Origin of the sequence: Chitinophaga eiseniae (assembly GCF_012641265.1) — a bacterium.
Classification (GTDB): domain Bacteria; phylum Bacteroidota; class Bacteroidia; order Chitinophagales; family Chitinophagaceae; genus Chitinophaga; species Chitinophaga eiseniae_A.
Genome location: NZ_JABAHZ010000005.1, coordinates 1 through 17,661, shown reverse-complemented (window position 1 = coordinate 17,661; position 17,661 = coordinate 1). Strand labels below are relative to the sequence as shown.

17 protein-coding genes, 1 tRNA gene and 2 pseudogenes are annotated in these 17,661 nt (G+C 47.5%); 11 read left to right on the top strand and 9 right to left on the bottom strand.

The annotated features are described in order from the left end of the window. Positions 1–18 precede the first annotated feature (18 nt). Positions 19–498 carry a hypothetical protein gene (locus HGH91_RS20225; RefSeq protein ID WP_168740628.1) on the top strand — a complete coding sequence of 160 codons (480 nt, stop codon included), beginning with the start codon at positions 19–21 and terminating at the stop codon, positions 496–498. Positions 499–505: 7 nt separating this feature from the next. Here the strand turns inward: HGH91_RS20225 and HGH91_RS20220 are convergent, their stop codons facing one another. Beyond that, positions 506–2,932, bottom strand: coding sequence for an ABC transporter permease (locus HGH91_RS20220; RefSeq protein ID WP_168740627.1), 2,427 nt, complete (start codon positions 2,930–2,932; stop codon positions 506–508). A gap of 201 nt (positions 2,933–3,133) precedes the next feature. On the opposite strand from HGH91_RS20220, the gene HGH91_RS20215 reads away from it, so the two are divergent. Beyond that, positions 3,134–3,652 (top strand): GNAT family N-acetyltransferase, encoded by a 519-nt coding sequence (locus tag HGH91_RS20215; protein ID WP_168740626.1) that lies wholly within the window; start codon positions 3,134–3,136, stop codon positions 3,650–3,652. Here the strand turns inward: HGH91_RS20215 and HGH91_RS20210 are convergent. Then, positions 3,641–3,973 carry a hypothetical protein gene (locus HGH91_RS20210; protein WP_168740625.1) on the bottom strand — a complete coding sequence of 111 codons (333 nt, stop codon included), beginning with the start codon at positions 3,971–3,973 and terminating at the stop codon, positions 3,641–3,643. The two genes, HGH91_RS20215 and HGH91_RS20210, sit on opposite strands and share 12 nt — an antisense overlap. Continuing rightward, a complete protein-coding gene (locus HGH91_RS20205) occupies positions 3,970–4,782 on the bottom strand; it encodes a DUF899 domain-containing protein (protein ID WP_168740624.1) in 813 nt (270 codons plus the stop codon). Before HGH91_RS20205 ends, HGH91_RS20210 begins: the two co-directional genes overlap by 4 nt. A gap of 133 nt (positions 4,783–4,915) precedes the next feature. Here HGH91_RS20205 and HGH91_RS20200 point away from each other — a divergent pair, with 133 nt between their 5' ends. Next, on the top strand, positions 4,916–5,938 hold the full coding sequence (locus HGH91_RS20200) for a GlxA family transcriptional regulator (RefSeq protein ID WP_168740623.1): 1,023 nt from the start codon (positions 4,916–4,918) through the stop codon (positions 5,936–5,938). Between the two features lies 1 nt (position 5,939). Here the strand turns inward: HGH91_RS20200 and HGH91_RS20195 are convergent, their stop codons facing one another. After that, a complete protein-coding gene (locus HGH91_RS20195; RefSeq protein ID WP_168740622.1) occupies positions 5,940–8,306 on the bottom strand; it encodes an ABC transporter permease in 2,367 nt (788 codons plus the stop codon). A gap of 171 nt (positions 8,307–8,477) precedes the next feature. On the opposite strand from HGH91_RS20195, the gene HGH91_RS20190 reads away from it, so the two are divergent. The 6 genes from HGH91_RS20190 to HGH91_RS20165 all read left to right on the top strand — a co-directional run bounded on the left by HGH91_RS20190 (position 8,478) and on the right by HGH91_RS20165 (position 13,233). Further along, complete coding sequence (locus HGH91_RS20190) at positions 8,478–8,684, top strand: hypothetical protein (protein WP_168740621.1); 207 nt, start codon at positions 8,478–8,480, stop codon at positions 8,682–8,684. Positions 8,685–8,738: 54 nt separating this feature from the next. Then, on the top strand, positions 8,739–10,613 hold the full coding sequence (locus tag HGH91_RS20185; RefSeq protein WP_168740620.1) for a M1 family metallopeptidase: 1,875 nt from the start codon (positions 8,739–8,741) through the stop codon (positions 10,611–10,613). Between the two features lie 135 nt (positions 10,614–10,748). Further along, the gene (locus HGH91_RS20180; RefSeq protein WP_168740619.1) at positions 10,749–11,618 is read left to right on the top strand and encodes a hypothetical protein; all 870 of its coding nucleotides are present in this window, start codon (positions 10,749–10,751) and stop codon (positions 11,616–11,618) included. Between the two features lie 78 nt (positions 11,619–11,696). After that, positions 11,697–12,065 (top strand): YccF domain-containing protein, encoded by a 369-nt coding sequence (locus tag HGH91_RS20175; RefSeq protein WP_168740618.1) that lies wholly within the window; start codon positions 11,697–11,699, stop codon positions 12,063–12,065. A 63-nt stretch (positions 12,066–12,128) separates the two neighbouring features. Next, positions 12,129–12,332, top strand: a complete 204-nt coding sequence (locus tag HGH91_RS20170) for a hypothetical protein (RefSeq protein WP_168740617.1) — start codon at positions 12,129–12,131, stop codon at positions 12,330–12,332. Between the two features lie 250 nt (positions 12,333–12,582). Beyond that, on the top strand, positions 12,583–13,233 hold the full coding sequence (locus HGH91_RS20165; protein ID WP_168740616.1) for a nuclear transport factor 2 family protein: 651 nt from the start codon (positions 12,583–12,585) through the stop codon (positions 13,231–13,233). A 32-nt stretch (positions 13,234–13,265) separates the two neighbouring features. On the opposite strand, the gene HGH91_RS20160 is transcribed toward HGH91_RS20165, so the two are convergent. Beyond that, a complete protein-coding gene (locus tag HGH91_RS20160; protein WP_168740615.1) occupies positions 13,266–13,844 on the bottom strand; it encodes a YdeI/OmpD-associated family protein in 579 nt (192 codons plus the stop codon). 113 nt (positions 13,845–13,957) lie between these two features. Here HGH91_RS20160 and HGH91_RS20155 point away from each other — a divergent pair. Beyond that, positions 13,958–14,030: transfer RNA gene (locus tag HGH91_RS20155), tRNA-Lys, on the top strand. A 541-nt stretch (positions 14,031–14,571) separates the two neighbouring features. On the opposite strand, the pseudogene HGH91_RS31665 reads toward HGH91_RS20155, so the two are convergent. The 4 genes and pseudogenes from HGH91_RS31665 to HGH91_RS31660 form a co-directional block, all read right to left on the bottom strand. Next, positions 14,572–15,543: pseudogene (locus HGH91_RS31665) on the bottom strand (recombinase family protein); the annotation flags it as partial. Then, complete coding sequence (locus tag HGH91_RS20145) at positions 15,512–15,823, bottom strand: hypothetical protein (RefSeq protein WP_168740614.1); 312 nt, start codon at positions 15,821–15,823, stop codon at positions 15,512–15,514. The gene HGH91_RS20145 and the pseudogene HGH91_RS31665, both read right to left, overlap by 32 nt. Positions 15,824–15,976: 153 nt before the next feature. Further along, positions 15,977–16,204: a hypothetical protein gene (locus HGH91_RS20140; RefSeq protein ID WP_168740613.1), complete on the bottom strand. Its 228-nt coding sequence runs from the start codon at positions 16,202–16,204 to the stop codon at positions 15,977–15,979. Positions 16,205–16,500: 296 nt separating this feature from the next. Next, a pseudogene (locus tag HGH91_RS31660) lies at positions 16,501–16,728 on the bottom strand (T9SS type A sorting domain-containing protein); the annotation flags it as partial. Here HGH91_RS31660 and HGH91_RS31655 point away from each other — a divergent pair. Further along, positions 16,681–16,830 carry an SWIM zinc finger family protein gene (locus tag HGH91_RS31655; RefSeq protein WP_410493809.1) on the top strand — a complete coding sequence of 50 codons (150 nt, stop codon included), beginning with the start codon at positions 16,681–16,683 and terminating at the stop codon, positions 16,828–16,830. The pseudogene HGH91_RS31660 and the gene HGH91_RS31655 overlap by 48 nt on opposite strands. Positions 16,831–17,661 lie beyond the last annotated feature (831 nt).

Below are 17,661 nucleotides of genomic sequence, written 5' to 3'. Positions count from 1 at the left end.
CTCCTTATCCTGTTTATTATGAAGGCTGCTTCTATCAGCGAAATAAAGAAAGAATTATCTGTACTGGCGCCTGCCGAACTGGCGGCGCTGTGCTTACGGCTGGCCAAATATAAAAACGATAATAAAGAGCTGCTGACCTACCTCCTGTTTGAAGCACACAACGAAGAAGGATATACTACCGCGGTGAAAGAAGAGATAGATAACGGGTTTGCGGAGATTGCCAGTGATAAATTATACCATGCCAAAAAGCGTCTGCGTAAAATACTGCGTATAACGAATAAGCACATACGTTATACTGGCTCTAAGCAGGTGGAGGCAGAGCTGTTGATCTATTTCTGTACCAAGATGAAACAATCCGGGTTATTATCTTCCTATAGTATTCAATTAAATAACCTCTTCGAACAACAGCTGAAGAAGATTAAGAAAGTGGTGGCCGCTCAGCATGAGGACCTGCAATACGATTATGAACGGCAGCTGCGGCAGCTGACGGAAGATTGAATACCCGTTATTCTGTTCTCAAACTCTTGACAGGATTTACCAGCGCCGCCCGGATAGCCTGGTAACTTACCGTAAACAAAGCTATTACCAGGGCCAATAACCCGGAGCCGGCAAACATCCACCATTGCAGGTCAACCCTGTATGCGTAGGCCGACAGCCATTTATCCATGGCGTACCAGGCAATAGGGGTAGCGATGGCCATGGCAATTAATACCAACTTCAGAAAATCGCCCGACAGTAATTGTACAATACCACTCACGCTGGCGCCCAACGCTTTCCGGATGCCGATTTCCTTCCTCCGCTGTTCGGCGCTGAAAGCCGCCAACCCAAATAATCCCAGGCAGGAAATAAGGATGGCAATAATGGTGAAATAATTGATGATGCGGGAGAGCGTTACTTCTGTATCGTATTGTTTTTGTACCGCCTGGTCCAGGAAAATATATTCAAACGGTACTTCCGGCAGGTAGCTTTTCCATACTCCTGCCATCTTGCTGAGCAGGGCGGAATAATTTTTACTGCTGCTGCTAACGATCATATACGTATAGTCAGACACCTGTGTATCAAACAGGATCATAAACGGCCGTACGTTATCGTGCAGGGAATTGTAGTTAAAGTCTTTCATCACCCCGGCAATTTCAATGCTGGTAGGTGCGCTTTGGTCGGCTGGTTGCGTGTAAAGCAGTTGCCCCGGCGCAGTTTCGGGGGTGAGTCCCAGTTTGCGGGCCATCGTTTCATTGATCAGCACCCGGCCGGAATCGGAGGGGAGGAAGTTCCTGCCGCCTACGATCTGTATGCCCATGGATGATGCAAAATGTTCGTCGGTGAGCATGAACTGAACATCTGCCATTCCATCGCCACTACTATTGGAGGTACGCAGGTGAATGTCATTGAACACAAACTGACTGGGATAGTTGTTAGACAAGCCTACGGCTTTTATTTCGGGGAGCTGTCTTAATGCAGCGGCCAGTCCGCTCATTTTATTCCGGGCATCTGGTGTATGGAAGCTGAGTACCAGTTGCTGGTCTTTCTCAAAGCCCAGGTCTTTTTGCCTGATATAATTCAGCTGGCTGTAGATGATAACGATGCCGGTAATCAGCACAATAGCCAGTGAAAACTGGAATACTACCAGGATACGGCGTATTCCCGATGCAGACACCCGGTTTGTAAAATTGCCTTTCAGCACTTTGGTGCTGTTGAAGGCAGAGAGATAAAAAGCAGGGTAGCTGCCGGCGACCAGGCCGGTTATCACGATGAGCAATACGATGATAGTCCATAACCGGTAGTCGGTCAGGAAAGACAGTTGTACTGTAGCTTGTGTAAGTAAGTTGAGCCAGGGAAGGGCCAGCGCCAGGAGCGGGAGGGCAATCAATACGCCCAGGGCGGAGAGCAGGAGCGATTCTCCCAGGAATTGCTGCACCAGGTTGTTACGTTTAGCGCCCATCACTTTGCGGATGCCTACTTCTTTTGCCCTTTTGGAAGCGCGGGCGGTAGACAGGTTCATAAAGTTGATACAGGCAATCAGCTGTATTAGTGCAGCTATCAGTAACAACAGGTACAGGAAGCGGGGGCTTACTGTTTTACCCAGTCCCAGTTCAAAGTCGGTGCTGGTATGCACCTCCTTTACCGGTTGCAGCACCAGGGATTTTTCCATGCCGGTATGCTTCAGTTGTTCTGCTCCGTGTTGCTGTAGAAAGGCCGGTAGCTTCTTTTCCAGCGCAGCGGCGTTGCTATGTGGGGCGAGTTTCACATAAGAAGCCACAAAATTGTTGGTGGCCCAGGCATCGCTGGTACGCACATAATCGCCAATGCCGCCACTGTTCATCGAAAAGAAAATGGGCGCCTGCGCATGCGATTTTCCCAGGCTTTCATCTATGATGCCATCTACTTTAAAATCGTGTATGCCATCGGTATTTTCCACCCGTATTATTTTCCCGGTAGGATCTGTGGTGCCAAATAACTTTTCGGCCACATTTTTTAACAGCACAATGGAATAGGGACCAGATAAGGCCGTAGCGGGGTGGCCGCTGATAAAATGATAAGTAAAAATATCGAAGAAGGTGGAGTCAACATACGCAGCATCTGAGATATAAATGGCTTTATCCTGGTAATGCAACAGGTGTTTGTTGGCATCTTTGGGGATGACGACGCGGGTATATTGCTGTATTTCGCTGAAGTCGTTCTTTAGTGCGGGGGCAATAGGGGGAGAAGTGGTAGCGGTATGGTGCGTTTCCCCGGCCCGTTTCATCAGGGTATTGACCCGGTAAATATTTGCGGCATCCTGGTAGTGCCGGTCGTAGCTGTATTGTTCCTGAACATAGAGGAGGATATACAGGCAGCATAGCGTACCGACGGCCAGGCCGAATATATTGATAAAGCTAAAAGACCTGTTTTTTTTCAGGAAGCGAAGTGCTGTAAGAAAGTAGCTTTTAAGCATATGAAGCAGATAGTCTTGTAGAGGCACACTAATCAGGTGCCAGAATCCGGTAAATTATAAATCAATAAATTACGTTTCTTAAAATAACGAAAATGTCCGCTTTTATTACCGGATGTTCATTTTTGAACAGATAGCAGCAATGCTTATTTGCTGTCTTCGCTGGAAAAATCTATTTTGTAAGGACTCGTAATAACTGGATGCATGAAAATCTTATTTGAAACACCCCGTTTGCAGTTACGTACGTTTGCTGCATCGGACGATAAATTTATCCTGGAGTTATTGAATACGCCCAGCTGGCTGCAATATATCGGGGACCGGCAGATACGCACCCTGGCAGATGCACAGCGCTATATCATGAATAATTTACTGCGTTTATATGCGGAGCAGGGATATGGGGCCTGGGTGGTGGTATTGAAGGAAACGAATGCGCCTATCGGTATTTGTGGATTGTTTAAACGGAAATACCTGGACCAGCCGGATCTCGGCTTTGCCTTTTTACCGGAAGCGGAAGGGAAGGGTTACGCTTATGAAGCGGCAGCGGCTACGCTGGAGTATACACGAAAAGAGCTGGCTTTGCCCTATTTGTTTGCTATTACCCAGCAGGATAATCACCGGTCGGTACGTTTGCTTACGCGTTCCGGCTTTACCCTGCAAGGTACTATTCTTCCGCCGGGAGAGGCAGAGGAACTGATGTTGTTTAATATTGCATTAGGGCTTTGATCTGGTCTGCCGGTGTTGTTGCAGCAGGTGCAATCCCTTATTCAGCACCAGGTATATTAATGAACCCACACACAACACCACCAGCCCTGTTCGCAGCCAGGTGGCCGCGGTAACAGATAGCCCTATTCCTGTGCCCACTGCTACATAAGCAGCCAGACAAATGGGGCATTTAGGTATCAGTGCGAGGGTGATGCCCGGTAGCAGCCATCGTACGGTTTTGATGATACGCTGACGGAAGGAGGGCGAACCGGTGGATTGTGGAGGTGTTGCTTTGCTGGTGTTGCTGCCCGTAGCACCACCGCAGGAGCAATACGGTTTCATGACGCACCCTCCGCTGAACTGCAACAGGAGCCGGGCGCCATTTTAGGACTATCGTATTTATCGTGGTGACGCACCCAGTTGGAAAGATTGGTGCCAGTGCCTTCATTACGCCCCAGTGGTGCTATATCCAGGTAATTATAAGTGACCAGCTGTAATTCTCCTCCTCTTGCATAGGTGGAGTAAGTATGATAGATCGTTCCTGTTTCATCTTTATAAAAACAGCTGAGTCCCGGCAGATCTTCCATATGCACCGGTAAGTCGGTTATGATGCTGTAATTGTAAGCGACCTTCCCTTTTTCTATATCCGCTTTGTGGAAGGATACATGGTAGTCGTAGTTGAAATCGTTACCAGCGGAAGAAACCCAGGGGAATTTCCAGCCCATACGTTTTTTGAATGCATCCAACTTCGGAAACGGTGCGCGGGCTACCACCACCAGCGATACATCGTGATTTTCCAGGTGGGGCAATGCGCCATCGATGGAGTCGGCCGCAAAAGAGCAGCCTACGCAGCCTTCGGCATCGTTGGGACCCAGCATAAAGTGCTGGATGATCAGCTGACTGCGGCCATCGAATAGGTCAGAAAGGGTTACTTTCCCGTCAGGGCCTTCAAACACATACTCTTTTTCCACTTTTACCCATGGCAAGGCCATACGTTCGCGGCTCAATTCATCGCGCAGGCGGGTGAGCCGTTTTTCTTTCTCCAGGAATTTTTTCCTGGCCACCAGCCATTCTTCTGAAGATACTACCTGGGGAGAGAAACCGGGTTTTACGGGTGAGGACGTTAAACCGGCAGATGCATTGGTACTCATGATTTCTGCTGTTTAGTGTCTTACAAATTTCTCCTGTTTAATGGAAAAATCACCTGTGCAAACACGCCTAATTTGGGGGGCATTTGTGCCAACAGAATATCCTACTTTTGTATGGCGTCATACACTAATTGCCATGAAAACAATTTCCCTGCTCATTTACGAAGATGCTATTCTTTCTTCTATCGCCAGTGTGATGGATATTTTCAACGGCGCCAACCGCTATTGCGCACAAGCCGGCAAAGAGCCAGCCTTTAAGCTGGAACTCATTGGCGAAAAGATGAAGAACATACAGTTGCAGTCGCCGGCGCAGTTTATTTGTTATAAAACCATTGATGAGGTAACACAGACCGACCTGATCATGGCGCCCGCTTTCCAGGGAACGCCCGATCATGTACTGCCCAAAAATAAAGGGCTGGTAGATTGGATCCGGGATATGCATGCCGGTGGCACAGAAGTGGCCAGCCTGTGCCTGGGCAGTTATTTCCTGGCAGAAGCAGGCCTGCTTTCAGGGAAATCGTGTACTTCCCACTGGCAGGCACTGGATGATATGCGCACCCGCTATCCCGACATCAACGTATTGGCCGATAAGGTAATGACCGACCAGGAAGGGCTCTACACCAGCGGCGGCGCCTTTGTTTCTCTGAACCTGGTGCTGTACCTGATAGAAAAATTCTGCGGACGCGATGCCAGCATCTGGGTGAGTAAAATGTTTTCTATCGATATGGACCGCGTTAATCAATCGCACTTTGCCGTGTTCCAGGGACAACGCCGGCATGAGGACGAGGACATTCTCAAAACGCAGGTATATATCGAGCAGCATTTTGATGAGCAGCTGTCTATCGATCAGCTATCCGCCATGGCCAATATGAGCAAACGGAACTATATCCGCCGGTTTAAACAAGCCACCCAGAATACCCCACTGGAATACCTGCAACGGGTAAAAATTGAAGCAGCGAAAAAAGAGCTGGAAAAAAATACGCAGAACATTACCACGTTGATGTTCAACGCAGGCTACAACGATGTGAAGACATTCCGACAGGTGTTCAAGCGCTTTACCGGTCTTACGCCGCAGGAATACCGCAAGAAATATAGCCGCTCTGCTACGGATACTTCGTCTTCAAAAAAATGGGGCACCCTGCATGGCCGCATGCAGTAAGCTATTCTGCAGCCAGGCTTTTTACAGGATTCGTCAACGCCGCTTTCAACGACTGGTAACTGACAGTGAGCAAAGTCACCGCCAATGTGGTGATACCGGCGCCGGCAAATAACCACCCCGAAAGCGTGATATGATAAGGATAGTTTTTTAACCAACTATGCATGCCGTAGTAGGCTACCGGTGCGGCAAGCAATAGCGACAATACTACCAGCCGGACATAGTCTTTCGACAGTAACATCCATACACTGCTTACAGAAGCGCCCAGCACCTTGCGGATCCCTATTTCTTTGGTCCGTTGTTCGGCCATGAAGGCAGCCAGTCCCCATACGCCCAGGCAGGAGATAAAGATGGCCAGTACCGCAAACACAGCCGCCAGCCTGGCGATGCGCTCTTCATCGGAAAATTTCTGCGCATAGGCGTCATCGGTGAATGTATAGTCGAATGGGCCTTCGGGGTTGAATTGTTTAAACACCGGCGCCATGCCTGCCAGGGCTTGCCGCATGGGCAGTTGCGGATTGATACGCACTGTCAGCGCATTCATCATCCCATAGCGGAGTTGAAAAATAGTAGGCTGTACCGGGGCATAGGGCGATTCCATGATCATATCTTTTACGATGCCGGTAATCCGGGTGGAGCGCCCATCCAATTGGATAAATTCCCCGGGAGCGCCGGCATCTCCCATCAGCCTGGCGGCGGCTTCATTCAGTACCACCGTACCGGTATCAGTAGGGTAGGCCCGTGAAAAGTCGCGTCCTTCCTTTATTTGCCAGCCCATCGTATGTCCGTAATCGTGCGTAACCCCTATGACGCCGAAAGGTATTTCTTCCTGGGGCGCTTTCCCTTTCCACTGTACGTTGGTGTTGTATGCAGGACTGCTGGTAGAAGGCATATCTGATTTGGCCATATCGGCCACCGCGCCGGTAGCCAGCAACGCGTTGCGCAGGGCATTGTAAGGTGCGCCATACATTTCGCCAGTGCTCATGGTAACCATAATCAACCCATGACGATTATATCCTACCGGCCTGTTTTTGCCATATTGGATCTGCTGGTAAATTACTACGGTGCCAATCATTAATGCAATGGATACGCTGAACTGTACCACCATTAAGGTATTGCGGGGAAGCAGTGAAAAGCGTCCCGGGGGAAGTTGCCCTTTCAATACTTTTACCGGCCGGAAAGAAGACAGATAGAAAGCGGGATAGCTGCCGGCCAGCAGGCCGGTCAAAAGGGTGAACCCGATCATAGTGATCCATAATACCGGTGAAAAGGGAATGGATAATTGTTTTTCCGTCAGGCGGTTAAAAGCAGGTAATAAGCCCGCTACAAGGGCCATAGCGCCCACGAAGGAAAGCACCGACAGCAACAGCGATTCGGCCATAAACTGCCAGATGAGTTGCAGGCGGGTAGCGCCAATGGCTTTACGCACACCTACTTCTTTGGAACGTTTAGCGCTTCTCGCCGTAGCCAGGTTCATGAAGTTGATGCAGGCCAGCAGCAGTACCAGCGCGCCGATAATACCAAACAGCCATATCAGCCGGATCCTTCCGCCAGTGACCTGTCCGTTTTTAAATTCGTTGTACAGGCGCCATTGGTCCATGGGATGAAGGAAGAGGGTTTCTGTTCCTGCTTTGAGGTGCGTCTGGGCCACATTTTTAATCTTTGCATTTATTTTGTCGAGGTCCGCATGTTCGTTGAGCTCCACATATAATTTCCAGTACCGGCTATCCCATTGTTGTTCGGCTTCTTTCATCCAGGGCAAGGTGCTGAGGGCCTTGTCCCAGGCCAGGAAGAGCTGGGTGCCATAGAAGGAGCTGCTTTGCGGCAGGTCTTCAAATACGCCGCCCACCTGCAGGTCGGTCCTGTTGTCTAGTTTAAAGCCTTTGCCTATGGGATCGGTATTACCAAATAGTGCGTTGGCGAGGGAGCGGGTGATGAGGGCGGATGACGGATCTTTCAAGGCATCTTGCTTGCCGCTGATCATTTTTAACGACAGCATGGCGGGTAGGTCGGGCTGTACCCATACGCCCGATTGCGATAGTTTGTGATCGCCTACCGTTACCGCATGTACGAAATTGGGAAACAGGAGCGCTACCTGTTTAAAATCGCCCGGGAAGTCATTGCGCAACGCGGCGGCCAGCGGGATGGCAATTGCTTCGCTGGTATTTACTTCGCCGTTAATGGTTTGTACGTCCATCACCTGGGCAATGCGCGCGTGACGGGAATGTACCTGGTTGAAGCTGAGCTCATCCCAGATCCATAAGCCTATCAATAGCGTAACAGCCATGCCGGTGGCCAGCCCGATAATATTGATAGCCGAATATCCTTTGTTGTTAAACAGGTTACGGTAAGCGATTTTAAATAGCTGCATGCAGTGGCAAGATTTAATAGCATTTCCTGGGTCAGGAAAATTATACCGGAATCCAAGGTACTTGTTTTTATATTTTTATATATAGACGTGAGATGCTATGTGTTCGTTTTTGAAACAGTCGCTGCCCGTTTTTATGCGGCTAATTGGTTAACTTTCCATAAAAAAACAGCTATGGAAAAGACGATCATTCATTTAGACGGCAAAGACTATCATATCTTTCCTGCGGCAGGTAAGGAGAAAACTTATCTCGTGAAAATAGATGAGCACCAGGTAATTTTCCAGCCAGATGAGCAGGGGAAACTCGCGGCTTCGCACGATCATATTCCCAACGAATTTCTGTCGCGGCTGGCGCAGAAGATCGAATCGTATTTCTTCTAAAAAGCGTATCCGTCAACTTTTCCCTATTTTTATCCCTGTAACCAGTACTAAGGTATGAACAAGATCATGTATAGCCTGCTGTTGCTGATGGGTGCGCACACCCTGGCATCCGCACAGGAATTGTATATGCCCCGCAATATTAAGCAGGCATATGTTAATGAAACAAGAAGTAAAACCGGCGCGCCCGGGAAACGTTACTGGCAGAACAAGGGACGCTATGATATCCAGCTGTCGGTAAATCCGCCCGGCAGAACCGTTACCGGCGCAGAAACCATCAGCTATGTAAATAACAGCCCTAATGCGTTGAAAGGAATGATGCTGCGCATCATCTGCAACCTGCATAAGTACCAGTCGCCCCGCTCCGGGTATATGAGTAAAGATTTTTTAACCGACGGGGTCACCATCGATACGTTGCTGATCAACGGGGTAGCGGTTAGATTCAATAACGACGTGGGCACCACTGCGTATGTATCTTTACCACAGGCACTAGCTTCGAAAGACAGCGTGCAGTTGCAGATCAACTGGCATTATGATTTGTCGGTATTGAGCGGCCGCGAAGGGATGATCGACAGCACCACCGTATATATGGCCTATGCGTACCCACGGGTATCCGTATACGATGATTACAACGGCTGGGATGGTATTGACCATACCGACCGGGTAGAGTTTTACAGTGATTTTAACGACTACCAGGTGGCGGTAAAAGTACCGAAGAACTTCGTGGTATGGGGTACCGGCGATTTGCTGAATGCAGCAGAAGTGCTGCAACCCGAAGTGGCCAGGCGTTTAAAGCAATCCTATACCAGCAATGATATCCTGCATATCGCTACCCTCGACCAGATGAAGCAGGGAGCGGTTACGCAGCAGCACGACTGGAACACCTGGAAGTTTGCGGCGCATCATATTGCTGATGTAACATTTGCGGCCAGCAATCATTATGTATGGGATGCGTCGAGCGTAGTGGTCGACAGCAGCACCATGCGTCGTGCCAGTGTACAGGCGGCGTATAATGATACGGCTACTGATTTCCATCATTCTGTCGCTTTTTCGCAAAATGCGTTGAGTTGGTTTTCACATCATTATCCCGGTGTGCCTTATCCATTTCCCGTAATGACGGCCTTCCAGGGCTTTGCTGATATGGAATACCCGATGATGGTGAATGACGGATCGGTAGGGGATGACCTCGACTTTGCCCAGCTGGTACAGGATCATGAAATAGCGCATACTTATTTCCCTTTTTATATGGGCATCAATGAAAGTCGCTATGCCTTTATGGATGAGGGGTGGGCTACCACTTTCGAATACCTGATAGGTATTGCGGAGAAAGGAAAGGAGGCGGCAGACAACTTCTACAAAAGATTCCGGGTCACCAAATATATTACCGATCCTTCTACAGAAGAAGATCAGCCTATCATTTCCATGTCTAACCAGGTAAGCGGCATGGGGTATAGCAACAATTCCTATGGAAAAGCGTCGTTGTCGTACCTGGCTGTTAAAGACCTGTTAGGGGAGCATCTCTTTAAAAAATGTTTACATGCCTATATGGACAACTGGCATGGAAAGCACCCGATACCCTGGGATTATTTCTATTCATTTAACACTGCTGCCGGTCAAAACCTGGACTGGTTCTGGAACAACTGGTTCTTCAGCAATAACTATATTGACCTGACTTTGTCGGATGTAAAGATCAGTGCAAAGAAGGCGCTGTTGCATATTACCAATACCGGTGGATTTGCTGTGCCTTTTGATGTAGTGATTACCTATGCCGACGACAGTAAAGAAAGCATTCATCAAACGCCGGCTGTCTGGAAAGCGAATACCAGGGCGGTGGTACTGCCGGTAACGTTGAAGAAAGCCGTGAAACAGGTTACCCTGGATGGCAACCTGTTTATGGATGCCAACGAAAAGGATAACAGCTGGAAAAAGTAATACCTGCCGGATGCTTCCCCGGGTGCAGGTATGCAGTTGGGGAAGCAGAACCGGTTGTTTGTCCTCCTTCGCAGGGCATATGTCGCCGGTGTGAAAAAGATTGCGGCATATGTTGCAACTTTAAGATAAAAAAGCATGAAGTTGTTCCTTTTCCATGCTGCCATTTGTCTCGCGGTAAGCATGATTCCCCCCGATAAATATCTCCTTCATAAAAAACAGTTAGTTGGCAATGAGCTGGCGTTTGCCCGGCTGGCGGCGAATACCAGCATCAAGGCAGCATTTGATGCCTACCTGGCGCCTAAGGGAATTTTGTTCCGGGCTGGTAAGCCTGTAAATGGGCTTTCCCTGAATGCCAGGCGGACCACTGTGCCTGCTGAAAAACTACAGTGGTACCCCGAATACGCCCTGGTGACCCGCTCCGGCGATATGGGATTTACCTCGGGCCCATACTGGTATTCCTTAAAGGATAGTATAATGGGTACCGGGTATTTTTTTAGTATCTGGGAGAAGAATGAGCAACAGGTGTACAAGTTAGCATTGGATGCAGGCATAACGCATGCTGTAGCGGCTTTGTCGCCTCCGGTTAGTGAAGCAGCGAAAGTAGTATTGCCTGCCAATGTACCCGTTTACGTGCCTGCAAAAGATAGTACTGCTGAAAAAGCATTTCAGCAATTTTGCACCTTAGCGCAAACCCGGCCTGCGGAGGCTTACCCACAATATATATCTGCTGCGCCGCTGGTGGTGCGCGCTAACCGGCCGCAGCTGGTTGATTCCCGGGAGATAGACCGCTACCTTAGCTCAGCCAACGTGACGCGCTGTGACTTTGAGGTATTGGGACAGGGGGCATCCGTTACCCGTGAAATGCAGTATTATTATGGCCGGGCTATCATATATCATGGGGAGGACAAGACTACTGAAAAAGGATATTTCGTACAGGTATGGCGCCCGGAGACTGCCGGCTGGAAGCTGGCAGCAGATGTATTTGAAGCGGATCCTGGTCATTAATGCCGCATTTGGCGGGATTTTTCCCGGTAAGTTATCGAGCTGCTTTAAAATGTACGTGTTCCGTTCTACATTTGGGATATGAACTTACTTGGTAACATTTTGTGGCTCATTTTCGGGGGCTTTGTTTCATTTATCCAGTATATGATCAGCGGATTTTTGCTGTGTCTGACCATCATTGGTATTCCATTCGGCATACAATGTTTTAAGATAGGGTTTTTTACCCTGTTTCCCTTTGGGCGACACGTGCGGGAAGTACCGGGGCAAACGGGTTGTTTGGCGACCATTTTTAATATTATCTGGATATTTATCGGGGGCATCTGGATAGCATTGGGGCATTTATTTTTTGGCCTGTTGCTATGTATTACTATCATCGGTATTCCCTTTGGGCGTCAGCATTTCAAGCTGATGAGCCTGAGTTTTACGCCCTTCGGTAAGGAGATCTACTAATGGCTGTGTATGCCGCTGTTGGCATGACAATTGGGTTTTTATCATGGACCAAAAACCTGGCATATGAAAAAGATATTGATTGCAGTCGCAGCAGTGGGTACCGCAGTGTCCCTGGCAGCAGCCTTGTATATCAGGAAGCGCCAACAGGGTTCAGGTATCATCGATGACACCCGCAATGCGATGAAAAAAACGGGCCGCAAAGCGCGGCGGTTTATGGAAGATGTGAAAGAGAAAGCAGATGGCATGTACAGTAATGCCATGGGATAGGTAAAAAATAATTATAAGTGGCAGGCGTCCGGGATTCCGGACGCTTTTTTATTTTATGGCGGCAGGCATTGGCTTTTTCTGCAGAATGCGCTATGTTTGTGGCATCAGTATTTACGCTTCATATCTCATCTCCCGGATCCAACATCCGGCTTCCCGGAAAGGAAGCGGGCTTTCCTTTCCCTGATATTTCTCACCTTATTATTTAATCCTGTTTTCCGCGCCATCGCGCTGCGGATATATATTTACTATCATGACTACAGTCAACAATAAGGCCATGGTATTGGCCGCCGTAAAGCAGCTGATAGGGGAGCGTAACCCTGATGCAGTAGATACTTATGTACACAACGATTATATACAGCATAGTCCGCAGGTAAAAGGGGGCAAGGCTGGTTTGAAAACCGCTTTGCAACAGCTCCGGCAGCTGCCGGTACCTGAGCAGCGGGAATCGCCGATAGTGGTGGTAATGGCAGAAGATGATTATGTATTGTTGCTGATGCAGTTGCGCTTTATGGGAAAGCGCATCGCTATAGCAGACCTCTACCGGGTGGCAGATGGAAAACTGGCGGAGCACTGGGATGCTACGCAAGAGGAGGCTATTACCCTGGTTATTCCGGGTATTGCGGAGCCGGGTGTTCCTGCGGTGAACAAAGCCATCGTGCAGCAGTTTTTCGGCAGTGGTGATATTGCCTTACTGGCGCCAGGGTATACTGGTCCGCAGGATTTTGGCGGTCATATTATTCACAGGATCATCGCAGAGGGTGCGTTGGTGATGGTACAGTCTACCTGCCATGGCGCTGTTTTTTACGATATCTTCCGTTTAGAGGATCAGTTGCTGGCGGCGCATTGGCGGGTGAGCCAGGTGATACCGGCGGTGATGCCGCATGAAAACGGTATGGTATAATTCAATACAGCCGGGTCTTTTAGAGGGCCCGGCTAATGAAATTTTTCCTGGCGACTGAGCATGTCGATAATCGTAACGATGCGTTTGGCCCTTGTTTCCGGTTTCTTGGCGGTTTGCAGGCGGAAGTAAATAGCGAATAAATTTTGTTTGTTGAGGGTATCAAAAAAGGCTTTGGCTTTTTTGTTTTTTTTCAGCGCCGCCATAAAATCTTCCGGGATAGCCGCTTCTTTTGAAGTGGCGTAAGCGCTTTCCCAGCGTCCATCGGCTTTTGCTTTTTCCACTTCCCGCTGGCCGGCAGGCTTCATTTTCCCAGCGGTGGTGAGTCGTTCAATATGCTGGGTATTTCTTTGCGACCAGATGCTTTTGGCGCGGCGGGGCGTAAATTTCTGTATGAAAGAAACGTCATCCAGCGACTTTTTTATTCCATCTATCCAGCCGTAACAGAGGGCTTCATCCAGCGCTTGTGCATAATTGATCGTTGGTGTTTGGGAGTTTTTTTTAAAGATACGCAGCCAGGCGCCATCCATATCGGCATGATGCTGATCCAGCCAATGGGCCCATTGTTCCTGGGTTTGAAAGGTTAATATGGGGGATTCTTTAGGAGTTGTCATGGTATCAAATATACGTTGTCAGACAACGTGTATCCATAGGCGTTATAAAAAAGGCAAAAAAAATTTGGAAGTAATAAATTAATTACTACTTTTGCACTCCCATTAAATGAAACGATTCCCTAGCTCAGTTGGTAGAGCAATACACTTTTAATGTATGGGTCTTGGGTTCGAGTCCCAAGGGGATCACCGAATTGGACAGGCTGGCAAAATCGCCAGCCTGTTCTTTTTTTAATCTTTTGGAAGCCGCGCCCAGCATGCTTATCTGGTCGATTACCTCATTTAATTTCGGAGTTCGACATTCGTTTCCATCTATTTCCAGTTTTCCAACACATATCGAACTCACGATCTTTTGTTTGATGGGTAAATCCACCTTTTCATAGTACCGGGCAACATTCCGTAACAAGTCGGCGCTTTCCGTTACATAGTCCATCAGATTATTATCTACTTGTGCAAGGTTGTTTAATTCCCTTTGCTGGCTTTGTATTTCGGTTTCGTACCTGTTTTTGATAGCCATGTATTCAGCAGCAGGTAACTGGCCATCTACCATTAGCTGTTGCGCATTGGCAATACGGGTCTGATTCTTTTCTATTTCCTGTTTTATCCCGGCTCCGGCTTTATTAGCATCCCGGCAGTTTTTTTGGTAGTAATCCCTCATCACATGCTCAAACAGGGAGATATACTCATCCTTATAAAAGAGCTTCGATAATCTTTTTTTAAAGGATGTGTTGATTTCTTCGGCTTTCACGCGGGTGGCGCATGTTGAGGTGCAGTGATAATAAAAGTACCGAACCCCCATCTTTCCCTTTGACGCGCTGCCGGTCAGGTTGCGGCCACATTTTGGACATTCCAGAAATCCCCGCAGCGGCAGTTCTTCCTTACCGGTGTATCTCGATACTGTATTTCTTTTTTTGCCGTCCAATACATCTTGTACCTGATAAAAAAGTTCTTCGCTGATAATAGGCTCATGTATACCTTTTACCAACATGGCTGGTTCATCTTTATAGGCCGGGATGAATATTTTTCCATAATAAACAGGATTGCGCAATGTGTACCAGATATTGCTGCGGCCAATGTCCAGCTCTTTTTTTCTTGCCATACGCCATACTTCCTTAACTGTATATACTCCCTTAGCAATTTCCTCAAACACCCATCTGATCAAAGGGGCATCTTCGCCCGGAATAATAATAGGCTTGTTCAACTCATTACGGCTATTTTTATATCCTTTGGGAGCAGTGGTCATATACCGGCCTTCCTTCATAGCCCTGCGCATACCTGCAATTACATTGAGAGAGCGGCGATCATTTTCTACTTCTGGCGCTGCCAGATAAAAGGCCAGCATGATCTTGTTTTCGGGTATGTTCAGGTCGAGCGGCTGTTCAATGGCCTGCGGCTCTACTCCTAATTTACCCAGCTGGTTAATCATCATATAAGCATCACCGGCATTACGACTGAACCTGTCCCATTTGAGGAACAGCAACAGGTTAACAGCTCCCTTACTTTTCTTCAGAAAGGCAAGTAATTCCTTAAATGCAGGCCGCTCAAATGTTTTGGCCGAATGATCATCTTTATAAAACCCTGCTATCTCAATATTGTGATGCTGGCAGTATTGCCTTAACCGATCTTCCTGATGTTGTAAGCTATATCCTTTCTCACTTTGCTCATCTGTGCTAACCCGCACGTAGATAATGGCTCTTTTCATAATAATGCCTTTCTTCATTATTGGCTGTTTTATTTGGTTCTAAAGGAATTGCCTTATTCTTTGGTTGCTGTTTGCCGCACTGGTAGGCTTCCCATGCAATAGCGGCCAGATGATAGAAGTAGTCCCTGATCTTCAGGATGGCTTCATCATTTAACTGCTTCCCTGCACCCTGCAATACTTTTCGGCACTGGCTTACCGGCAGCCTTTCTACTGCTTCATCATTCACCTCCACCAATACCCGTTTTTTATATTTGGATAAGGGTATAATTCTTGCCTTCATAGTGATAGCTTAATAAATTTACAACAATTTGGTTATCAATCAAAGTGGCTTGTGCAGTGTTGCTAAAAGCCTGTCTGCAACCTGATGTTGCAGGGCATTTTAAAAAGAAAACAGCACATAACCAAAAAGGGCATGTGCTGTTTTCCCGGACAACTATTTATCATCCTCTTCATCCTCATCTTCTTCGTCCTCGTCCTCCTCTTCTTCATAGTCGGCTATAATGTCTTCGATTTGGTGAATGGCCTCTCGTTGTTCCTTTTCGTACTGCACTTCAATAACCAGTTCATCTTCTTCCTCGTTGGTTCCGGTAATGTTATTGGTGATCTCATTTTCCAGTAACACATCTGCTACTTCAATGAGTGCACCGACTGGAATATTCAATTCCTTTTTGGTAATAATTGCATTTGCCATTTTCTTTTTGTTTATGGTGAGGTGCGAATATAAAACGGCTGAAAAAGGTACATTCCAACTTATGCTCTCTTATGCTTAAATTTTTAAAAAATAATACAATTTTTTCCGGATTTGCCGTCATCGTTAAATCTTGCAGGATAACGAAGCAATAGGCATCAATAGCTATTCACAAATCCCAAGTTCATCGTGTAAAAAAGGTTGTAAATATGAAGGGGTGCCAATAAGCACCCCTAAAGCTACACTGTAGCCGCTCAGAGAAAGAGTATCTATTTTAGCTTGGTAATCTTAATTGTTTCCTCGCTGCCCCTACTATTGGTAAAATGTACAAGGTAGATTCCAGGTTGAAGCACGCTGGTATTTATAGAGTATGTCTGCCCCTTAACAAAGGCATTATTTTTCTTAACCATTGCTGTTTTACCCGCTACGTCCGTTACTATGATATCTGATTGTATATCGCCATCTCCGTTGTAACCAAAATACAGCGTATTGTCTACCGGGTTTGGATAAGCAAAGAAATTGCCCTGTTTGAGTACTTCTGTAGTTGCCGGGGCTTTCCTTGCAAAATGCAGCAAATCCGCTACCGGTGTTTTGATTAGGAAACTCACGTCTCCGTACAGGTCTGAATAAGTATTTGTTGCATCTGAGGTAAACTGCCTGAAATGAACGGTAAAATCATTACCATAGCTTTTTGCGCCGCTACGCAAATGTATTTCTACTCCTACAGGGAAACGTTCACCAGCATCTAATGATATGCCATCCAGCTCCAAAGTACTAGAGCCGTCAAAGGTTACTGATTTATTATGCTCATCTGATGTTGCATAGATGCCGTGAGAACCGGCAGCCACCCAACGATCAAAAAGATCACCAAGATACAGGGTGATATAGCCAACTGCCGAAAAGTCGCCAGCCAGTTGCTTGTGTATTGCACGGTTATTAATTAACTGCAGGTTGAAATAATGTTGCTCTGTTTCTGCATTGGCGACCCAAACCTGATGCTTTTCTGTGCCTTTATTATTGAGGTCAGTATTTGTCACAATCAGGTTACGGGTTACAATGTTGTTATTGTTAGTTACATTGTATTTTTCATTGCCGCCCGTTTCAGGAACGTGCATAAAAACGTCAAACCAATTCACGCCACCAAAAGGAGGATGTGTCGCAACCTGTTCGGTAATCCTTGCCAGCAGGCATACATCTACCTGATTTGGGCTATTTACATAGTCTTGCGGGATATGTGGCTTCCATGCAGTTCCCACAAGTACGGACGTCCCCGGCGCTAACTGTAAGGGAATATCTTTTACATTGATCTCACCTCCTGCAACTACCACACCTCCGGTAGCTCCTGGTACAAAAGTGGAGCCCGTCCAATCGTTCAGAATATTATTCGGGTCCCAATGCTCACCGGTACTCGCCAGTGTCCAGTAAAAATG

Bases quoted from the DNA above. Each gene is read 5' to 3' on its own strand.
- HGH91_RS20215 (WP_168740626.1), top strand. From the start codon at position 3,134: ATGAAAATCTTATTTGAAACACCCCGTTTGCAGTTACGTACGTTTGCT.
- HGH91_RS20145 (WP_168740614.1), bottom strand. From the start codon at position 15,823: ATGAAGGCAAGAATTATACCCTTATCCAAATATAAAAAACGGGTATTG.
- HGH91_RS20175 (WP_168740618.1), top strand. From the start codon at position 11,697: ATGAACTTACTTGGTAACATTTTGTGGCTCATTTTCGGGGGCTTTGTT.
- HGH91_RS20185 (WP_168740620.1), top strand. From the start codon at position 8,739: ATGAACAAGATCATGTATAGCCTGCTGTTGCTGATGGGTGCGCACACC.
- HGH91_RS20165 (WP_168740616.1), top strand. From the start codon at position 12,583: ATGACTACAGTCAACAATAAGGCCATGGTATTGGCCGCCGTAAAGCAG.
- HGH91_RS20210 (WP_168740625.1), bottom strand. From the start codon at position 3,973: ATGAAACCGTATTGCTCCTGCGGTGGTGCTACGGGCAGCAACACCAGC.
- HGH91_RS20195 (WP_168740622.1), bottom strand. From the start codon at position 8,306: ATGCAGCTATTTAAAATCGCTTACCGTAACCTGTTTAACAACAAAGGA.
- HGH91_RS20200 (WP_168740623.1), top strand. From the start codon at position 4,916: ATGAAAACAATTTCCCTGCTCATTTACGAAGATGCTATTCTTTCTTCT.
- HGH91_RS20190 (WP_168740621.1), top strand. From the start codon at position 8,478: ATGGAAAAGACGATCATTCATTTAGACGGCAAAGACTATCATATCTTT.
- HGH91_RS20160 (WP_168740615.1), bottom strand. From the start codon at position 13,844: ATGACAACTCCTAAAGAATCCCCCATATTAACCTTTCAAACCCAGGAA.
- HGH91_RS20180 (WP_168740619.1), top strand. From the start codon at position 10,749: ATGAAGTTGTTCCTTTTCCATGCTGCCATTTGTCTCGCGGTAAGCATG.
- HGH91_RS20205 (WP_168740624.1), bottom strand. From the start codon at position 4,782: ATGAGTACCAATGCATCTGCCGGTTTAACGTCCTCACCCGTAAAACCC.
- HGH91_RS20225 (WP_168740628.1), top strand. From the start codon at position 19: ATGAAGGCTGCTTCTATCAGCGAAATAAAGAAAGAATTATCTGTACTG.
- HGH91_RS20220 (WP_168740627.1), bottom strand. From the start codon at position 2,932: ATGCTTAAAAGCTACTTTCTTACAGCACTTCGCTTCCTGAAAAAAAAC.
- HGH91_RS20170 (WP_168740617.1), top strand. From the start codon at position 12,129: ATGAAAAAGATATTGATTGCAGTCGCAGCAGTGGGTACCGCAGTGTCC.